Source organism: Sphingomonas sp. LH128 (assembly GCF_000293195.2).
In the GTDB taxonomy this organism is placed as follows: domain Bacteria; phylum Pseudomonadota; class Alphaproteobacteria; order Sphingomonadales; family Sphingomonadaceae; genus Novosphingobium; species Novosphingobium resinovorum_A.
Window position 1 is genome coordinate 1 of sequence record NZ_ALVC01000103.1, and the last position, 18,432, is coordinate 18,432.

Annotated in this window: 12 protein-coding genes; 3 read left to right on the forward strand and 9 right to left on the reverse strand. The window is 68.4% G+C overall.

Annotation, left to right across the window (positions count from 1 at the left end; translation table 11 throughout):
- Positions 1-821 (reverse strand): phenylalanine 4-monooxygenase (gene phhA / locus LH128_RS08720; protein ID WP_008829248.1); only part of this gene is annotated, 821 nt, incomplete at its 3' end.
- A gap of 106 nt (positions 822-927) precedes the next feature.
- Here phhA and LH128_RS08725 point away from each other — a divergent pair.
- The gene (locus LH128_RS08725; protein ID WP_008829249.1) at positions 928-1,392 is read left to right on the forward strand and encodes an Lrp/AsnC family transcriptional regulator; all 465 of its coding nucleotides are present in this window, start codon (positions 928-930) and stop codon (positions 1,390-1,392) included.
- 55 nt (positions 1,393-1,447) lie between these two features.
- Here the strand turns inward: LH128_RS08725 and LH128_RS08730 are convergent, their stop codons facing one another.
- The 3 genes from LH128_RS08730 to LH128_RS08740 all read right to left on the reverse strand — a co-directional run bounded on the left by LH128_RS08730 (position 1,448) and on the right by LH128_RS08740 (position 8,565).
- Complete coding sequence (locus LH128_RS08730; RefSeq protein WP_008829250.1) at positions 1,448-6,181, reverse strand: NAD-glutamate dehydrogenase; 4,734 nt, start codon at positions 6,179-6,181, stop codon at positions 1,448-1,450.
- 316 nt (positions 6,182-6,497) lie between these two features.
- On the reverse strand, positions 6,498-7,400 hold the full coding sequence (locus tag LH128_RS08735) for an ROK family protein (protein WP_008829251.1): 903 nt from the start codon (positions 7,398-7,400) through the stop codon (positions 6,498-6,500).
- Between the two features lie 16 nt (positions 7,401-7,416).
- Positions 7,417-8,565 (reverse strand): glycoside hydrolase family 68 protein, encoded by a 1,149-nt coding sequence (locus LH128_RS08740; RefSeq protein WP_008829252.1) that lies wholly within the window; start codon positions 8,563-8,565, stop codon positions 7,417-7,419.
- 173 nt (positions 8,566-8,738) lie between these two features.
- On the opposite strand from LH128_RS08740, the gene LH128_RS08745 reads away from it, so the two are divergent.
- Positions 8,739-10,067 carry an MFS transporter gene (locus LH128_RS08745; RefSeq protein WP_008829253.1) on the forward strand — a complete coding sequence of 443 codons (1,329 nt, stop codon included), beginning with the start codon at positions 8,739-8,741 and terminating at the stop codon, positions 10,065-10,067.
- 60 nt (positions 10,068-10,127) lie between these two features.
- Complete coding sequence (locus LH128_RS08750) at positions 10,128-11,198, forward strand: LacI family DNA-binding transcriptional regulator (RefSeq protein ID WP_008829254.1); 1,071 nt, start codon at positions 10,128-10,130, stop codon at positions 11,196-11,198.
- A gap of 153 nt (positions 11,199-11,351) precedes the next feature.
- Here the strand turns inward: LH128_RS08750 and LH128_RS08755 are convergent, their stop codons facing one another.
- The 5 genes from LH128_RS08755 to LH128_RS08775 all read right to left on the reverse strand — a co-directional run.
- The gene (locus LH128_RS08755; protein WP_008829255.1) at positions 11,352-12,527 is read right to left on the reverse strand and encodes an NAD(P)/FAD-dependent oxidoreductase; all 1,176 of its coding nucleotides are present in this window, start codon (positions 12,525-12,527) and stop codon (positions 11,352-11,354) included.
- Positions 12,524-14,149, reverse strand: a complete 1,626-nt coding sequence (locus LH128_RS08760) for an NAD(P)/FAD-dependent oxidoreductase (RefSeq protein ID WP_008829256.1) — start codon at positions 14,147-14,149, stop codon at positions 12,524-12,526. Before LH128_RS08760 ends, LH128_RS08755 begins: the two co-directional genes overlap by 4 nt.
- 54 nt (positions 14,150-14,203) lie before the next feature.
- Positions 14,204-15,160, reverse strand: a complete 957-nt coding sequence (locus LH128_RS08765) for a hypothetical protein (RefSeq protein WP_008829257.1) — start codon at positions 15,158-15,160, stop codon at positions 14,204-14,206.
- Between the two features lie 60 nt (positions 15,161-15,220).
- A complete protein-coding gene (gene hemH, locus LH128_RS08770; protein ID WP_008829258.1) occupies positions 15,221-16,252 on the reverse strand; it encodes a ferrochelatase in 1,032 nt (343 codons plus the stop codon).
- A partial coding sequence (locus tag LH128_RS08775; protein ID WP_008829259.1) for a xanthine dehydrogenase family protein molybdopterin-binding subunit occupies positions 16,249-18,432 on the reverse strand: 2,184 nt, incomplete at its 5' end. The genes LH128_RS08775 and hemH, both read right to left, overlap by 4 nt.

The window sequence follows — 18,432 nt, forward strand, 5'->3', positions numbered from 1 at the left end:
ACCCCCCCCCCTGCCGGTAACGGCGGTTCGTGCCGCCAGGTTTCGTAGACGGGGCCGAAATCGAGGCTGACGAGCGCCTCGATCAGTTGCGGCAGGCTTTCGAGGACGAAGTAGGTCTTCTGGAAGCTGTCGATCATGTAGCTGGTGCGCATCACCCGCACCGGGTCGAACGGCAGCCGCAGCACCTCGCGGTCCTCGATCGAAAAGCGCGTCTCGCCCGCCGACGAGATGATCCCCGCGCCGAAGACCTTCAGCGCGCCGTCCTCCCGCACCAGTCCGAACTCGATGGTGTACCAGTAGATGCGCGCCAGCATGTCCAGCGCGCCCATCGCCATCGCCCGCGCCCCGGCCTTGCCGTAAAGCTCCAGGAAATCGGCTATGGTCGGATCGAGCAGCATCGGCACGTGGCCGAAGAAATCGTGGAACACGTCCGGCTCGGCGAGATAGTCCAGCTCGTGCTCCTCGCGCAGCCAGCGGGTCACCGGGAAGCGGCGGTGCGCGAGGTGGTCGAAGAACACCGCATCGGGGATGAAGCCGGGCACCGCCACCAGCCGCCAGCCGGTCGCCGCCTGAAGCACGCGGTTGGCGTCGGCGAAGCGCGGGATGCCCTCGGCGCAGTCCAGCCGTGCCAGCCCCTCGCGGAACGATGCACAGGCATGGGTGCGCACCAGCGCGGACTGGCGCGCGTAGAGGCGGCGCCAGCGCGCATGCATCTCCGGGGTATAGGCATGCCAGTCCTGCGCGACGGTATAGTCGTCGGCGGCCCGGTCGTACTCTCCCCGAAGGCCGCTGTTTGACGTGATCGTCGACGGCTTCTTCATAGGAGTACAATACCAGAGGCCCCGCTTCAGTTCCGTGCGATTGCGAGGGCATAGAGACGTGCTATTGGTGGAATCACCCAATAAAACCAGCCTAGAGAGGTGATCCGTGCAACTGGACGAATTCGATCGCGGGATCATCGCGGCGTTGCAGGAAGATGCGCGCATGCCGGTGGCGCAAGTGGCGGAGCGGGTGGCGCTTTCCGCAACGCCGGTCAGCCGCCGCATCAAGCGGCTGGAGGATGAAGGCGTGATTCGGGGCTATGCACCTGTGCTCGACCCGAGGCGGCTGGGCTTCGAGCTGGAAGCCTACGTGCTGATCAACCTCGTCGCCCATGTGGACGAGAACATCGCCCGGTTCGAGCAGGCGATCGCCGACAATCCCTACGTGATCGCCTGCCATGCGGTGACCGGGGACATGGACTATCTGGTCCGGGTGATCGCGCGCAACGTGGAGCATCTCTCGCAGATCACGCTGCGCACCTTGCTGCGGATCCCGGGGGTGCGCGACGTGAAGTCGATCATCGTGCTGGAGACGATCAAGGAAGACCGCGCGGTTCCGGTGGAAATATAGAAAAGGCCCACCCCCAACCCCTCCCGCAAGCGGGAGGGGTTGGGGGTGGGCGGAATCACCGCCCCAGCAGGTTCCGCGCCTGGCTGGCGATCTGCGCCAGCATCGCGGGCGTGATCGCCACCGCATTCTCCGCGCGGTGGACGATGCCCCGGAAGGCATCGATGGCGCTCTTGTGCTGGCGGCCCCATTCCTCGGTGGCGGCGAGCGGATCGCTCTTGCCCGCCTTGGTCCGGGCAAGCCCGCGCAGGAAGTCCAGCCGCATCTGCTGGAAATCGCGCGCGAGGCCCGCAACCAGCAAGCGCTCCCACGGGTCCGACGGGCTCATGAGCGCCGCCGAAGCCTGCGCCCAGTCGAGGCCCAGCCCCGCACCGACCCGCGTGAAGGCGGTGACGAGACGGCGCGGCGCAATCCCCGTCTCGGCCGAGAGCGAGGCGATCCCCACCGCGCCGTCGAGGTCGAACAGATGCGCCACTTCGGTCGCCACATCCTCGGGCGCGCCGAGTTCGACCAGCCCGTCACGCAGCTTGCGCGAATGCGCGGCGATGCGCTCGCCGAGAAGTTCCGCCGTGTCGGTCGAGAGCGCCGCAATGCCCTTCTGCAGCCTTGCGGAAAGTTCGGAAGGGGCGATCTGGCCCGCGCCCGCGCGCAGCAGGTCGGCCATGTGCCCCCGCACCGCGACGGCGACGGTATCGAACAGCGCAACGCGCGCCGTCTCGGCCATGGGCGCGGTTTCCAGCGTCTCCCACAGCGCGGTCAACCCGAACAGGCCATCCGCCAGCGCGAAGGCGGCAGCGACCTGCGAGAGGTGCGCGCCCTCCTCTTCCGCCAGTTCGAACGGCGTGACGATGCCGAGGCGGTTGACGATGCGGTTGGCCAGCTTGGTCGCGATGATCTCCTTCGCGAGGCGGTGGCCCTTGATGAACTTGCCGTACTTGTCCTGCATCGGCTGCGGGAACGCCGCGAGCAGCAGCCCGGTCAGCGCCGGATCGGCGGCCAGCGCGCTGTCCTCGATCGCGGCCTGAAGCTGCAGCTTGCCGCTGGAGAGCAGCACCGCCAATTCCGGCCGGGTCAGGCCCCGCCCGTCCTGCACGCGGCGGCTAAGCACATCGTTGTCGGCCAGCCCCTCGGTCTTGCGATCGAGGTGGCCGCTTTCCTCCATCGTCTCGATCAGGCGGATGTGCGAGGGGATCGCCTGCGCCCCGCCCCGCTCGGCGATGGAGAGTGCGAGCGCCTGGAGGCGGTTGTCCTCCAGCACCAGTGCCGCGACCTCGTCGGTCATCGCGCGCAGCAGTTCGACGCGCTTCTTTTCGGGCAGCTTACCCGCGCGCTTGGCGGCGGCGAGCGCGATCTTGATGTTGACCTCGTTGTCCGAGCAGTCGACGCCCGCCGAGTTGTCGATGAAGTCGGCGTTGATGCGCCCGCCCTTCGATGCGAACTCGATGCGGCCCGTCTGCGTGACGCCGAGGTTCGCGCCCTCGCCGATCACCTTCACGCGCAGCTCGTTGCCGCTGACGCGCAAGGCGTCGTTGGTGGGATCGCCGACCTGCACATTGTTTTCGGCCGAGGACTTCACGTAAGTACCGATGCCGCCGAACCACAGCAGGTCCACCGGCGCCGAGAGGATTGCGGTGATGAGCGAATCCGGGTCGATCTCGGTGGCCGAGATGTCCAGCGCCGCGCGCACTTCCTCGCTCAGCGGGATGGACTTGAGGCTGCGCGGGAAGACGCCGCCGCCCTTCGAGATCAGCGCCTTGTCGTAGTCGTTCCAGCTCGACACCGGCAGGTCGAACAGGCGCTGGCGCTCTGCCCAGGCCTTCGCCGGATCGGGTTCGGGGTCGAGGAAGATGTGGCGGTGGTCGAAGGCCGCGACCAGCTTGAGCGCCTTCGACAGCAGCATGCCGTTGCCGAACACGTCGCCGGACATGTCGCCGCAGCCGATCACGCGGACCGGATCGACCTGCACGTCCACGCCCATTTCCAGGAAGTGGCGCTGGACCGAGAGCCACGCGCCCTTGGCGGTGATGCCCATCGCCTTGTGGTCGTAGCCGTTCGAGCCGCCGCTGGCGAAAGCATCGTCAAGCCAGAAGTCGCGGCGGTCGGCGATGCCGTTGGCGACGTCGGAGAACTTGGCCGTGCCCTTGTCGGCGGCGACGACGAAATACGGGTCCTCGCCGTCACGGATCACGACCCCCTCGGGGTGGACCACCTTGTCGCCGACGATGTTGTCGGTGATCGACAGCAGCGTGTCGACGAAGACCTCGTAACTCGCCTGACCTTCGGCCGCCCATGCGGCGCGGTCGCGCGAAGGGTCGGGCAACTGCTTGGGATAGAACCCGCCCTTGGCCCCGGTCGGCACGATCACCGCGTTCTTGACGCGCTGCGCCTTCATCAGGCCGAGGATCTCGACGCGGAAGTCGTCGCGGCGGTCGGACCAGCGCAGGCCGCCGCGCGCCACCGGTCCCGCGCGCAAGTGGATGCCCTCCACCCGGCGCGAATAGACGAATATCTCGCGCCATGGCACCGGCTTGGGCAGGCCCGGGACAAGGGCGGAATCGAACTTGAAGGCCAGCGCCGTCTCGCCTGCTGCGGCAAAGGCATTTGTGCGCAGCATGGCCAGCACGATGTCGCGATAGGCGCGCAGCAAACGGTCGTCGTTGATCGCGTTGACGTTCGCCAGCCCGACCCGGATAGCCTCTTCAGATCGCGCGCGCGCCTCGGCCCGGTCACCCTCGAACGCGGGGTCGTGGAGGGCGCGGAACAGCGCGATGATCGCGGTCGTGACGGCAGGCGCACCCTGCAGCGCATCGACCACGGTGGGGATACCGAAATGCGTTCCCGCCTGCCGCAAGTAGCGATACCAGGCACGCAGCCAGTTCGCCTCGCCGCTATCGAGCCCGAGGCCGGGGACGAGGCGATTAAACGCATCGTTCTCGCCCGAACCGTTAAGCACGGCGCGCAGCGCGTCCTCGATCGAGGCGGCCTGATCCAGCACTTCAGCCGGGGCACGGCCGTCGAGCGTTTCGAGCACGAAGTCGTGGATCACGCCCAGCTTGCCCTTCTCCAGCGCGGTGGGCACTTCGGCGATGACGCGGAAGCCGAAGTTTTCCAGCGCAGGCACCGCATCGGACAGCGGCAAGCCGCCTTCGGACTGGTAGATCTTGAGGTGGACCCAGGTTTCAGGATCGCCCTCGCGCTTGTGGAAGCGCACGTCGCGGTGCGCGGCGGCCTCACCCTCGGTGCCTTCGCCGACCGCGATGCGGCGCAGCACGGCGATGTCGGTCGCGGCTTCGTGCGGGCCGAAATCGGTGCGGTAACCGATCGGGAACGCCTCGGCATAACGGCCCGCGACTGCGGCCGCGCGGCCCGGCTCCAGCATCGTCGCCAGCGCCGCTTCGACCGCCTCGGTCCAGCCGCGCAGCAGGGTCTGGAGGCTGTGGTCCAGTTCCTCTTCGGAAGGCTCGTGCACGCCGTCGCGAATATCGAGGGTATAGCGCAGCATCGCGAGGTTGCCCGCCTCGACTTGCATGCTCCAGTCGAGCGTCGGGGCCTGCGCGGCCTCCTCGATCATGGTCTGGATGCGGCGCTGCATCTGGGTGGAAAGCAGGTCGCGCGGCAGCCACACGAAGGCGAAGAGATGGCGCATCAGCGGCGAGCGCGTCAGCAGCAGGCGCGGGCGCGGACGGTCGACAAGGCCCGTCATGGTCATCGCCAGACGCTCGACGTCGGCCTCGCCCAGCCCCAGCACGAGGTCATGCGGCAGGCTGGTCAGCGCATGGGCGAGCGCTTTTCCGGTGTGGCCCTTGGGGTCGAACTCCAGCCGCTCGGCGAAGGCGGCGAGGTGGCGGCGCAGGCGCGGCACGCGGTCGGGCGGGGTGGCGAGCGCGGCGCTGGTCCAGATGCCCGCGTGGACGGACAGCGCGGCGACCTTGCCGTCCTCGATCACGGGGACGAGGAACAGGTCCATCGGCACGCGGCGGTGGACGGTGGCGATGCGGTTGGCCTTGACCACCAGCGGCGCGCTGACCTTGCCTGCGGCAAGCGCCTCGTCGAAGGCCGCGAAAGCGCGGTCGTAGCTGGCGTCGGAGAGCACGTCCTCCTGGCGGCGACGGCAGATGCCGAGGCGCTGCTTGCGGCTGCCGTCCCGGCCCCGCGTGACGTGGCCGAGCTGGGTCAGCATGGTCCCGGCGAACCAGCGCAGCAGTTCGGCGCCCTCGGTATCCTCGATCCGGTCCGCATCGGCGCGCATCGCCTCGACCATCTGCGGCCAGTCGGTGACGGCGGCGCGTACGTCGGCCATGGCGCTTTCGAGCGCACGCAGCAGTTCGCGGCGCTGGCGGGCATCGCCGCGCGGCGTCTCGATGTAGATCATCGACTCGCGGCCGGTCGCCTCGGCCGGGTCGGCGGGAATGTCGATCAGGCGGCCCTTGTCGTCGCGGCGCACGGGCACGACCGGATGCGCGAGGCGATCGATCACCAGCCCGGCCTCGGCCAGCACGGCGGCGGCCGAGTCGACGAGGAACGGCATGTCGTCGTTGATCAGCGCGATGCGCAGGATGCGGCGCTCCTCACTGGCGGAAGTCAGGTCGATGACCGGCTCGCCCGCCTCGCGCACTTCGGCGGTGGCGAGCAGGAAGCGCACGGCCTCGTCGATCCACGATCCTTCCGGATCATCGCCGGGAAGCAGCGCGTCGCAGACCTCTCCGGCAAGCGCCTTGTGCAAGGCGGCGGGCGAGAGAGCCCCCCGCTTCTTCGAAGCCTTTTTGGGGACGGTCAGTTCGCCTGCGCTCATTGCTTTCTCCGCGATCTTCCAACGTGTGCCGTGCCTGCTTCCTGCGCGTCAGGACTGCGGCTTTGTGACCATATAGGCCGATAGGACTGATCCTGCATCCGTGTGATGGCAGGATTTTTCAATGGGTGGCGGGTGTAACACGATTTCTTGACCGCGCAATATTCGTTCGCGGGCGTTTTGGTGAGGCTGCGCGATGCCCACCCCGTCCGGCTAGGCCCTTCGGGCCAAGCCTCCCAACCCTCCCGCACGCGGGAGGGCTGATCTCTTCTTCTCCCCTCCCGCTTGCGGGAGGGGTCGGGAGTAGGCCAGCGCGACCTCAAGCCGCCACGACATGCCCTTCGAACGCTTTCGCCGCCAGCAGCAGCGCGCCCATCGGCCCGGCGTCGTCGCCCAGCAGCGGCGGCACCACCATGCCCGCGAGCCGCTCGCGCGTGCAGTCACGCAAGTAGCCGCCGAGCAGGCCGGGCATGCGCGCCACCGCCATCGGCAGCAGGTGCGGCTGGCGACCGGCGACCCCGCCACCGATGACGATGCGCTGGGGCGAGACGGTCAGCACCAGCATCGCCAGCAGTTCGGCAAGATCGTGCGCAACCGGCTCCCACAGCGGGTTGTCGGGATCGACGCGCGAGGGGTGCGTGCCGAGCCGCGCGGCGAGCGCGGGGCCGCTCAACAGGCCCTCGATGCAGTCGCCGTGAAAGGCGCAGGCACCCTCGAAGCGATCCGCAGCGGCGCGGCGCAGGCGCACGTGGCCGATCTCGGGGTGCAGCATGCCATGAGCCGGCACCCCGCCGACCAGTACGCCGCCGCCAAGGCCGGTGCCGATGGTGAGGTAGACCATGGTTTCGCAGCCCTGCCCGGCACCGAAGCGGTGCTCGGCCATGGCGGCGCCGTTGACGTCGGTGTCCAGCGCGACCGGACAGGCCAGCGCCTCGGCCACCTTGGCGCGCACTTCGGCCCCCGCCCAGCCCAGCTTGGGGGTGTCGAGCATGGTGCCGTAGTCCGCCGCCTCGCGCGAGACGCGGATCGGGCCGAAGCTGGCGATGCCGACGGCGTCCACCGGCTTGTCGTCGCGCCAGCCCTCGATCGCCTCGACCGCACGGCCGAGCGTCTCCGCCGGGTCGGTAGTCGGAAATTCCAGCCGCTCGTCGATGCGGCCCGGCGCGCCGAGGACCACTACGGTCTTGGTGCCGCCCAGTTCGATCCCCGCGAGCTTGTGCATGATCGCTCTCCGTCCTTCACCTCAGCGTGGCGACGTCGCCCTCCAGACGCAAGTGCAGGAAGGGGGCGAAGGTTCCGCCGAAGTGCGCGCGCCCTTCGGGTTTGCGCTTCGCTGCGGCATCGTCGATCCCCCAGTAATCCACGAAGCTGGTCACGGAAAGGTCGGGCAGCACCCACCAGCTATAGGCCTGGAACGGCTCGCCTTGCGGGTTGGCGAAGACGAGGCCATGGCCGTTGAGCAGGCGCCACGGCCCCGCGAACCCGTCCGCGACCGCGCCATAGAGCCCGGTCGGCGCGTCGATACCGGGCGCGAAGACCTTCGCCTGCGTCGACCAGAACAGATAGAGCCGCCCGCCATGCGCGACGATATGCGGGCGCTCCAGTTCGTTGTTGACGCCCGTGGCATCGACCAGAGGCGGCCTCTTCTCGAACACGCCGCCTTCCGGATCGGCATCGCCGCGCCGCGCGCAGCCGATGAGGCCATTGTGAAGCCCGAGATGCCGCGCCGATGACGCGGTGAACAGGAGGTGATCCACGCCGTCTTCGGCCCGCCACGGCGCGGGATCGCGGAACGCCTTGATCTCGCCGAGTTCGCCCGTGCCGTCGTGCCGATTCATGTAGACGATATTGGCGGGGATCACCTGCTCGACCGGATCGGACCAGCCGGTGAAGACCGCGTCGCCGGTCTCGGCCAGCCCGGTCGTGCAGGCGAAGATGCGCTGACGGAAGGTCGGCTCCGTCTCGCCCCGCTCTCCGGCGGCGGTGAAGTAGAAGGTCACGACTCCGTCCTCGAATAGCGCCGAACCGGACCATTCGCGGCTGCCGGGCGTGAACCCTTCCTCGAAAGTCGCGCCAATATGGCGGAACTGCCCGTCGATCCGGTGGAAGTGATGAATCCGCGCGGCGCCGTGCCGCTCCTCCGGATCATCCAAGGCCGGAGCGGCGAGTGCGAACCACAGTTCACCGCCGCGCCAGCGCACCGGAATTCCGTGCATGGAGGCAAGCGGCCATGCGTCCCAGACGTCGAGATTCCCGGCAATCCGGCGCACGTCGGAAGGCGTGAAGACGGGCGCGCGCGGGATTGAAATGTCCCGTAGCCGGGCGAGATCCCGAGCCGTCCATTGCAAGGTGGGATATGACTCGAGCGTCGCAGGGTGAGGGTTCATGGGCGGCTGATGTACAATCGTTTGCAATATCTGCAAATGTTAATTGCTCCATTATTGCGCTCGCAGTGCGGGAAAGTGGTGCAATCTCTTCTTGGCCTTTACGAATATCATCCGGTATTCAACGGGTTCTTGCCGGGGTGCCTGGCATGGAACGGTCGCACTCGGAGAAGCGGATGCCCTTCGGCCTCAAGCCGCATCTGTCGCTGCCCCGCATCGTTGAGATGAACCTGGGTTTCTTCGGCCTGCAGTTCAGCTTCGGCCTGCAGCAGGCGAACATGGGGCCGATCTACGGCTACCTCGGCGCGAGCGAGGGGCGCATGCCGCTGCTGTGGCTGGCGGGACCGGTGACGGGCCTGATCATCCAGCCGCTGATCGGCGCGATGAGCGACCGTACCCGCTCCCGCCTCGGACGGCGCACGCCTTACTTTCTTATCGGGGCGATCCTGTGTTCGCTCAGCCTGCTGGCGATGCCCAATTCTTCCACGCTGTGGATGGCGGCGGGGCTGCTCTGGGTGCTCGATGCCGGCAACAACGTGACGATGGAGCCTTACCGCGCTTATGTCGCCGACCGACTGGCACCGCACCAGCGGCCCACCGGGTTCATGGTGCAGAGCGCCTTCACCGGACTGGCGCATACCCTGTCCTACCTTGCGCCCTCGATCATGGCGACGTTCGTGGACCGCGACCTGCTAGGACCGAACGGCATCCCCGTGATCGTGCGCATGGCCTTCGTGATCGGCGCGGTGCTGTCGATCTCGACGGTGATCTGGTCGATCACCCGCGTGCCCGAGCTTCCGCTCACACCCGAGGAGCAGGAGCGCATCGCCGCCTCTCCCCTTACCCTGCCCGCCACCTTGCGTGAAGTACGCGACGCCGTGGTCGAGATGCCGCGGCCGATGCGGCAGCTGGCGCTCGCCATGCTGTGCCAGTGGTATGCGATGATGGTCTACTGGCAATACATCGCCTTCGCCATCTCGCGCTCGCTGTTCGGCACCGGGGACGTCCATTCGGCCCGCTTCCGCGAGGCGGTGCTGACCGAGCAGCAACTGGGCGCGCTCTACAATTCGGTCGCCTTCGTCGCGGCGATCGGGCTGATCCCGGTGGTTAGCCGGTTTGGCGCACGATCGGTGCACGTCGGTTGTCTCGCCGCATCGGGGCTGTCGATGCTGGTGATCCCCTCGACCAGCGAACTGCCGCTGCTCGGCCTGCTGATGATCGGCATCGGCTTCGGATGGGCGGGCATGATGGGCAATACTTACGTAATCCTCGCCGATTCGATCCCTCCCCAGCGCAACGGCATATACATGGGGGTTTTCAACTTGTTCATCGTCATCCCCATGCTGATCGAGGCACTGACGATGCCGCTCATCTACGGCCCCATTCTCGGCAACGACCCGCGCAATGCGCTGATACTTGCCGGATTGCTGATGGTGGCGGGTGCAATTGCCACCGTCTTCGTCGAGGCCGGAGGCAGGCCGGAGCCGAAACTGGCAACTAACTGAACAAGTTACTTCCGGCGCGCCAATCCGGGTGCTAAGGCATTGTGCAACATGGCGGCAGGGATGGAAGAGAACAACGTGGGGAACGACGGCACGGACGCGTCTGGCCCGGATGTACCCGGTCCTGATGTGGAAGTGCGCACGCTTGCCGATCTGGCCCGCGTGGCCGGCGTTTCCGCAGGCACGGTTTCGCGCGCGCTGGCGGGCAAGTCCCTCGTCAACGCCGAGACTCGTGAGCGGATCCAGGCCCTCGCCCGGCAATATGGCTTTCGTCCCAACCAGATGGCCAGCAAGCTGCGCTCGCGGCGCACGGGCGTCATCGGCGTGGTCATTCCGCTGGGGCATGAGAAGCGCCAGCAGATTTCCGACCCGTTCTTCCTGACCCTGCTCGGCCACCTTGCTGACCAGCTGACCGAGGCGGGCTACGACCTCATGCTCAGCCGCGCGATCCCGGACGGGACGACCGACTGGCTGGAGCGCATCACCGGCTCGGGCATGGTGGACGGCGTGCTGCTGATCGGCCAGTCCGACCAGTCGGACGTGATCGATCAGGTCGTCTCGCATTACCGCCCGCTCGTCGCCTGGGGCAATCACCGCGAAGGGCAGAAGCACGTCGTCGTCGGCACCGACAACGAACTGGGCGGCCGCCTCGCCGCCGAGCACCTGATCGCCTGCGGCGCCCGGCGCCTCGCCTTCTTCGGCGATACGGCAGGCATCGAGATCGCCATGCGCCTGCGCGGCGCGCGCGCGGCCGCAGAGGCTGCGGGCCTGCATATCAAGCACGTCCCCATCAAGCTCGCCGACGCCGAGATGGGACCGCAGCTCGAAGCCGCCCTCGCCGACGCCGAAGCGGACTTCGACGGCATTGTCACCGCATCCGACCTCATCGCCATGTCGGCGCTGCACGTCCTGCACGAAAGCGGCCGCAGGATACCCGGCGACGTCCAGATCGTGGGCTTCGACGACCTTCCGCTCGCTCGCCTGACCTCCCCCCCGCTGACCACCGTGCGGCAGGAGATCGGCCAGGGCGCCAAGGTCATGGTCGAGAAGATCCGCGCCCTGATCGAGGGCGAGACGCGCCACAGCAAGGTCATGCCCCCGACGCTCATTGCGCGCGATACGACGCGGTCGTGACCACGAAACAGGGCGTGATCGCCAGGATTACATCTTGGTCATTCCCGCGAAGGCGGGAACCCATCTTCTAATAGAGCCTATTTCACCGGCATCAGATGGGCCCCCGCCTGCGCGGGGATGACTACGCATATTTCGATTAAACGAGATCGCGCGCTAAAGCGCCAGCCCCGCTGCCCGCGCGCTAGCCCAGGCCCACTGGAAGTTGTAACCGCCCAGCCAGCCGGTGACGTCCACTGCCTCGCCGATCGCGTAGAGACCCGGCGCGCGCTTCGCCTCCATGGTCTTGGACGAGAGTTCGGCGGTGTCGATGCCGCCTGCGGTGACTTCCGCCTTGGCGAAACCTTCCGAACCATCGGGCAGGAAAGGCCACCGCGCCAGCCGCGCTTCCGCGCTTCCCAGCGCCTTGTCGGTCAGGGTGCCCAGTTCGCCTTCGAGACCGAGCCGCCCACACAGCGCTTCGGCCAGCCGCTCGGGCAGGCCGTCACCCAGTGCCTTGCGGAACGAGAGGCGCGGACGCTCGCGCTTCAGCGTGCGTAGCCAGCCATCGGGTCGGTCGGGCAGGAACTGCGCGGTCACGGTGTCTCCGCGCTTCCAGTAGCTGGAAATCTGCAGGATGGCGGGACCGGACAGCCCGCGATGGGTGAACAGCGCCGCCTCGCGGAACGCCGCCTTTCCGCATCGCGCCACGATTTCGGTTGAGACGCCGGAGAGTTCGCGGAACAGCGCTTCGTCGCCCGGCAGGGTCAGCGGCACCAGTGCCGGACGCGGCTGCACCACCTTGAGCCCGAACTTGCGCGCGAGGTCATAGGCGAACCCGCTCGCGCCCATCTTGGGGATCGACGGTCCGCCGGTGGCGACCACCATTGCGGGGGCAGTCGATGACTGCTCGCCGTGGCGCACGCGGTAGAGGCCGTCAGCATGCTCGACCTCGCCCACGGCCTCGCCGCAGCGGAGTTCGACCATGCCCTTGGCGCATTCCTCCAGCAGCATGGCGACGATCTGCTTCGCCGAACCGTCGCAGAACAGCTGGCCCAGCGTCTTCTCGTGCCAGGCGATGTCGTAGCTTTCGACCAGCGCGAGGAAATCGGCGGCGGTGTAGCGGCTGAGCGCGGACTTGGCGAAGTGCGGGTTGCTCGACAGGTAGCGGTCGGGCGCGGTGTGGATGTTGGTGAAGTTGCACCGCCCGCCGCCGGAAATGACGATCTTGCGACCCGGCTCGGGTGCGTGGTCGATCAGCAGCACCCGGCGGCCGCGCTGCCCGGCGGTGGCGGCGCACAGCAGACCGGCGGCCCCGGCGCCGAGAACGATGGCATCGTAATGCGCGATCATTCGGGCGTACCGACCAGTTCCAGCGCCAGCGCCTCGGCCACGCGGATGCCGTCGACGGCGGCGGAGAGGATGCCGCCCGCATAGCCGGCGCCTTCACCCGCCGGGTAGAGGCCGCGCGTGTTGAGGCTCTGGCAGCCCTTGCCGCGACCGATCCGGACCGGCGAGGAGGAGCGCGTTTCCACCCCGGTCATGACGACGTCGGGATGATCGTAACCGGGCACCTGGCGGCCGAACACCGGCAGCGCCTCGCGGATCGCCTCGACCACATAGTCGGGCAGGCACTCAGCCAGATCGGTCAGGCGAATGCCAGGCTGGTAGCTGGGGTTGACCTCACCCAGTTCGGTCGAGGCGCGGCCCGCCATGAAATCCGCCACTTTCTGGCCCGGCGCGCGATAGTCCGATCCACCCGCCACGTAGGCCAGCTTCTCGAACTTGCGCTGCAGCGCGATCCCGGCGAGCGGATGGCCGGGGAAGTCGCGTTCGGGGCTGATGTCCACCACCAGCCCGGAATTGGCGTTGAACTCTGCGCGCGAATACTGGCTCATGCCGTTGGTGACGACGCCGCCCTCCTCGCTCGCCGCCGCGACGACGCGGCCGCCCGGGCACATGCAGAACGAATAGACGGTGCGCCCGTTCTTCGCCTTGTGCGAGATGGCATAGGCCGCCGCGCCGAGGATCGGGTTGCCCGCGCAGGCCCCGTAACGCGCCTTGTCCACCCAGCTTTGCGGGTGTTCGATGCGCACGCCGATGGAGAATGGCTTGGCCTCGATCGAGACGCCGCGATTGTGCAGCACTTCGAAAGTGTCGCGCGCGGAGTGGCCCACAGCCATGATGACGTGCTCGGCGGGAAGGTATTCGCCGGTCGAGAGGTGCAGGCCCTTGAGCCGGCGTTCGTCGCCCTGTCCTTCGATCTCGAAATCCTCGACGCGGGTGCTGAAGCGGTATTCGCCGCCGAGCTGCTCGATCGTCTCGCGCATGGACATGACCATGGTGACGAGGCGGAACGTGCCGATGTGCGGGTGCGCTTCGGTGAGGATGTCCTCGGGCGCGCCGGCCTTGACGAATTCGGTCAGGACCTTGCGGCCGAGATGGCGCGGGTCCTTGATGCGGCTGTAGAGCTTGCCGTCGGAGAACGTGCCCGCCCCGCCCTCGCCGAACTGCACGTTGCTTTCCGGGTTCAGTTCCGAGCGGCGCCACAGGCCCCAGGTGTCCTTGGTGCGTTCGCGCACCGCTTTGCCGCGCTCGATGATGATGGGCTTTAGGCCCATCTGCGCGAGGATCAGCGCGGCGAGAAGGCCGCACGGGCCTGCGCCGATGACGACCGGGCGCGGTCCTTCCCAGCCCTCGGGCGCGCGGACGGGGAACTTGTAGGCAATGTCCGGGGTGAGCCGCACATGCTGGTCGTCGGCGAAGCGGGCGAGCACGTCGGCTTCATCCTTCACCGTGACGTCGAGCGCATAGACCAGCTTGATCGCATTCTTGCGCCGCGCGTCGTTGCCCCGGCGAAACACTGTGACGCGCTCGAGGTCGGCAGACGTGATGGCGAGGCGCTGGACGACCGCCGCGTCGAGGTCGGCGGGCGTATGGTCGAGCGGCAGGGCAATGTCGGTGAGGCGAAGCATCCGCGCGCCTTTATACGCTGGCGCGCCCGAACGCCATGGCTGCGTATGCGGCGCTCAGATCGGCGCCGGGGCCGTGAGGGCGATCTCCGTGAAATAGCGGGCCATGGCCTGCAGCGCCTTTTCGCTGAGGTCGATGAAGGCGCGGCGCTTGTCGGCGCCGTCGCTGAGGCGCACGAAAAGGCCCGCATCGACCATCTGGCCGATCCAGCGCAGCGCCGTGGTCGGCGGCACTCCGGAAGCGATGCAGAGCGAGGTCACCGAGACCCGCTTGCCTTCGAGGCGCGAGGCGGTGAGGTCCAGCAGCATATCCCAGGCGGGATCGGCGAAGAGATCGTTGTCGAGGAACCGCGCGCGCAATTGGCGCTGGCGGATGATCCGCCGGACCAGTCTCGCATCGGGAAGCTGACCCGGCGAGAAACCGGCGGCGGGGACGGCGGGGAGCGGCGCGGGGATACCGCCCGCATCAAGGCGATCGATACGGCCCGCGATCTGGCCCACCTGCTCGGTCAGGCGCAGCAGCATCAGGCGGTCGTCGTCGGAAAGTTCGCGAACACGTCCGGAGGGCATCGTCGCCAGCACGCGGCCCAGCGCCAGTACCCGCTCCGCGCGGTCGGGATCGACAAGCAAGACGGGCGAGGACTGGTCCATGCAGGCGAAGACATCGTCCAGAGCCTCCACCCCGGTCGAGACGATCAGCCGCGTCGCGCCGCCTGCCGCGCGCAAGTCCAGCCGAGCGAGCGCCGCCAGCACCCCCGCATCGACCTGCGGGCAATCGACCAGCACAACGTCGGCAAGGCGGGCCTGCGCCAGCCCTTCCCCCATGGTAACGAGGTCGGCAAGGGGTGCGGCAGCGACGATGCGCATGCCGGCCGCGTCGGCATCCTCGCGCAAGGTTGCGCGCAAGTGAGCGCGGTTGGCGTAGATCGACAGCGCCACGCCCGGGCCGCCGGACGCCGATTTCTCCGGCCCGCCATAGGCAAAGTCGGGCTGGAGATAGTCCGCCGCGCGCATGATCCAAATCCTTCGCTCTGAACGGGAACAGAATTGGAACAAACGCGCCGCTACCGACAGTTAAATTGCTGCAACCCAGCCCGACAACTCGCGCCGCGCGAGGGCTTCGAGCATCGCCATGCCCGGTTCGCGGGCGTTGAGGCAGGGGAGGACGGCAAGGCGCTCGCCGCCCGCTTCCTCGAAGACCTCTCGGCCGCGGATCGCCAGTTCCTCCAGCGTTTCCACGCAGTCGGCCGAGAAGCCGGGGGCCAGGATGGCGAGGCGCCGGGTGCCGGCCTTTGCCTCGGCCGCAAGCACGGTCTCGGTCGCGGGTTCGAGCCATTTGGCGCGGCCGAAGCGGGACTGGAAGCTGGTCTCGACGCGCAGGTCCGGCAGGCGCAGGGCCAGCCGCTCGGTCAGCAGGCGCGAAGTCTTGCGGCAGTGGCAATGGTAGGGATCGCCGAGGTGCAGCGTGCGCTCGGGCATGCCGTGGTAGGATAGCAGCAGCACTTCGGGCGTGAAATCGAGCGCGGAAACATGCGCGACGACGTCTTCCTCCAGCGCGGCGATATAGGCCGGATCGTCGTGGTAGGGCGGCAGCGTGCGCAGCGCGGGCTGCCAGCGCATGGCGCGCAGGGCGTCGCCCAGCTTGTCCATCACCGAGGCCGTCGTCGCGCCCGAATACTGCGGGTAGAGCGAGGCAACGAGGATACGATCGATCCCTGCATCCTTCATCGCCTGCAGGCGCGAGGGGAGCGAGGGATTGCCGTAGCGCATTGCCCAATCCACGGTGACCGTATCGCCCAGCCGCTCCTGAAGCGCGCGGGCCTGCGCGGCGGTAATGGCGGCGAGCGGCGAACCCTCGGGCGTCCAGACCTGGCTGTAGGCATGGGCGGACTTCGCCGGACGGGTGCGCAGGATGATGCCGTGGAGGATCGGCTTCCACGCGATCGCCGGGATCTCCACCACGCGCGGGTCGGAGAGGAATTCGGCAAGGTAGCGGCGCACCGCATCGGGCGTCGGCGCATCGGGCGTGCCGAGGTTGACGAGAAGGACGCCGACGCCTCCGGTCGCGACGGACGGGTGTTCTGGCGGAAGCTCAGGCGGTTTCATACGTCCTCGGCAAAGAAGGGGAGGCGGCGCAGGCGCAGGCCCGTCGCCGAGAAAAGTGCGTTGGCGACGGCCGGGGCGACGGCGGCGACGCCCAGCTCGCCCGGATCGGCGGGGTCTTCCTTGCTCTCGATGAAGTCCACCTCGATCGCGGGGCAGTCGGCCAGCGTCGGCAGGCCCATTGCGGCGAGGCTCTCGCTGTCCGGTCGCCCGCCTGCATAACGCACCGCGCAGCCGAGCGCGAGGCCGAGGCCGAAGACCAGCCCGCCCTCGATCTGCTGGCGGGCGATGTCGAGATTGACGATGCGGCCCACGTCGGCGACGGCGCTCAGGCGGTCGACGCGCACGCCCTCGGCCTCGCGCCGGGCGCTGGCGATGACGGCGATGCGGCCGTTTCCTATCACGTGGCAGGCAAGCCCCTGCCCGCTGGCATCCGAGCCACCGCCCCATTGCGCCAGCGCCGCGACGCGCTGGAGGCAGGCGGCGAGGCGCGGGTCGTGGCCCAGCATTGCCATGCGATAGGACAAGGGCTCGCGCCCGGCCTTGTGGGCCAGTTCATCGACGAAGCTCTCGTTGAAGAAGGCGGTCCAGCCGTGGGCATTGCCCCGCATCCGGGCGGTGGGCAGGTCGACGCGCACGGGAACGTGGTCGATCGCGAAGTTGGGAATGGCGTAAGGCGGCACTGCACCTTCGAGCGCCATCGGATCGGCATCGAGCGCGACCGACTCCAGCGCTTCGTAAGGCGCGGCGCCGCCCAGCAGGCGGCGGCCGAACTCGCGCGCGGTCGCGGGTACGGTGATGCGCGCGCGCCAGCCGGCGATCTGGCCATCGGTATCGGGACGCGCGGCCATGACCGCCGAGACCGGCGCACGGGGCAGTCCGGCGCGGAATTCCTCACGGCGGGACCAGGTGAGCTGGACGGGCTTGCCCACCTCCCTGGCGATCAGCGCGGCCTCCACGGCATGGCCGAATTCAAGGCGGCGGTCGAAGCTGCCGCCGATCGCGACGGGGTAGAGCACGACGTCGCGCACCGCCATGCCGAGTGCCGCCGCGACAGCCTCGCGCGTGGCTTGCGGGGCCTGCGTGCCGACCCAGAGTTCCAGCTTGCCGTCGTGGAGCCACGCAGTCGCAGCGGCGGTTTCGATGGTGACGTGGATTGCGGGAGAGACTTCGTAGCCGAGCTGGATCGGCAGGCGGTCCTTCACCAGCGCCATGTCGCCCGCCGAATGGATGCGGTGCGCGTCGGCATTGTGCAGCGCCTCGTCCATCGCGGTGTCCACGGCGTCGGATTCAGCCCCGGCAGCGACGCGGAAACCCGGTTCCATGCGGGTCAGCGCCTGCTCGGCGGCCCAGCCGTCGGTGGCGACGGCGGCGACCCATGCGGCGTCTCCTTCCGGGCTGCGGACGGTGCGCAGGAAGCCGAGCATGTCCTTCGCCGCGCTCTCGTCGAGGTCGGAGAGGAAGGTCTTCCTGCCGATCGGCCCGTGACGGATCGCGGCGAAGACCATGTCGGGCAGGCGCACGTCGCCTGCGAAAGTCCACGAGCCATCGACCTTGGAGGGCAGGTCGAGACGCGGATAGCTGAGGCGCCCGCCGGGCGGGAATTCGCCGGGACGCTCGGCCATGGCTTCGGGGCGCAGCGGCGGGGTCGAGGGCGGGGAAAAGCGGGCAGCCTCGGAGGCCAGCGGGCCGAAAGGCAGCTTCTTGTTTTCGTGCGTGACGAAGCCGTTCGCGACCTCGCACTCCTCCCAGGCGACGCTCCAGCGGGCGGCGGCGGCCTGCGCCAGCATCGCGCGGGCAGAGGCGGCGGCGGCGCGGGCTCCGGCTTCGTAGGCGGCGATTTCCGTGCCGTCAGCGGTGACGTCGAAGACGTGGCTCTCGGCCCAGCGGCGGGTCAGGAGGTCGTCCGGTTCATCCGCCAGCGAGGGCAGCAGCGGCATCCAGAGCGGAGCCCACTTCGCCGCCAGCGCGAGGTTGGCGTAAAGGGCACTGACGGGGGCTGGCTCGGCGGCGACCTGCCGCCAGTCCGCGCCGAGTTCATGCGCGACGATCTGCGGAATGAGCGTGGTGACGCCCTGCCCCATCTCCACTTGCGGGACCGAAACGGTGACGACACCGTCCGTACCGATCCTGATCCACGCATCGAAAGCGAATTCACCCTCGCGCGGCTGCAGCGGCAGCGG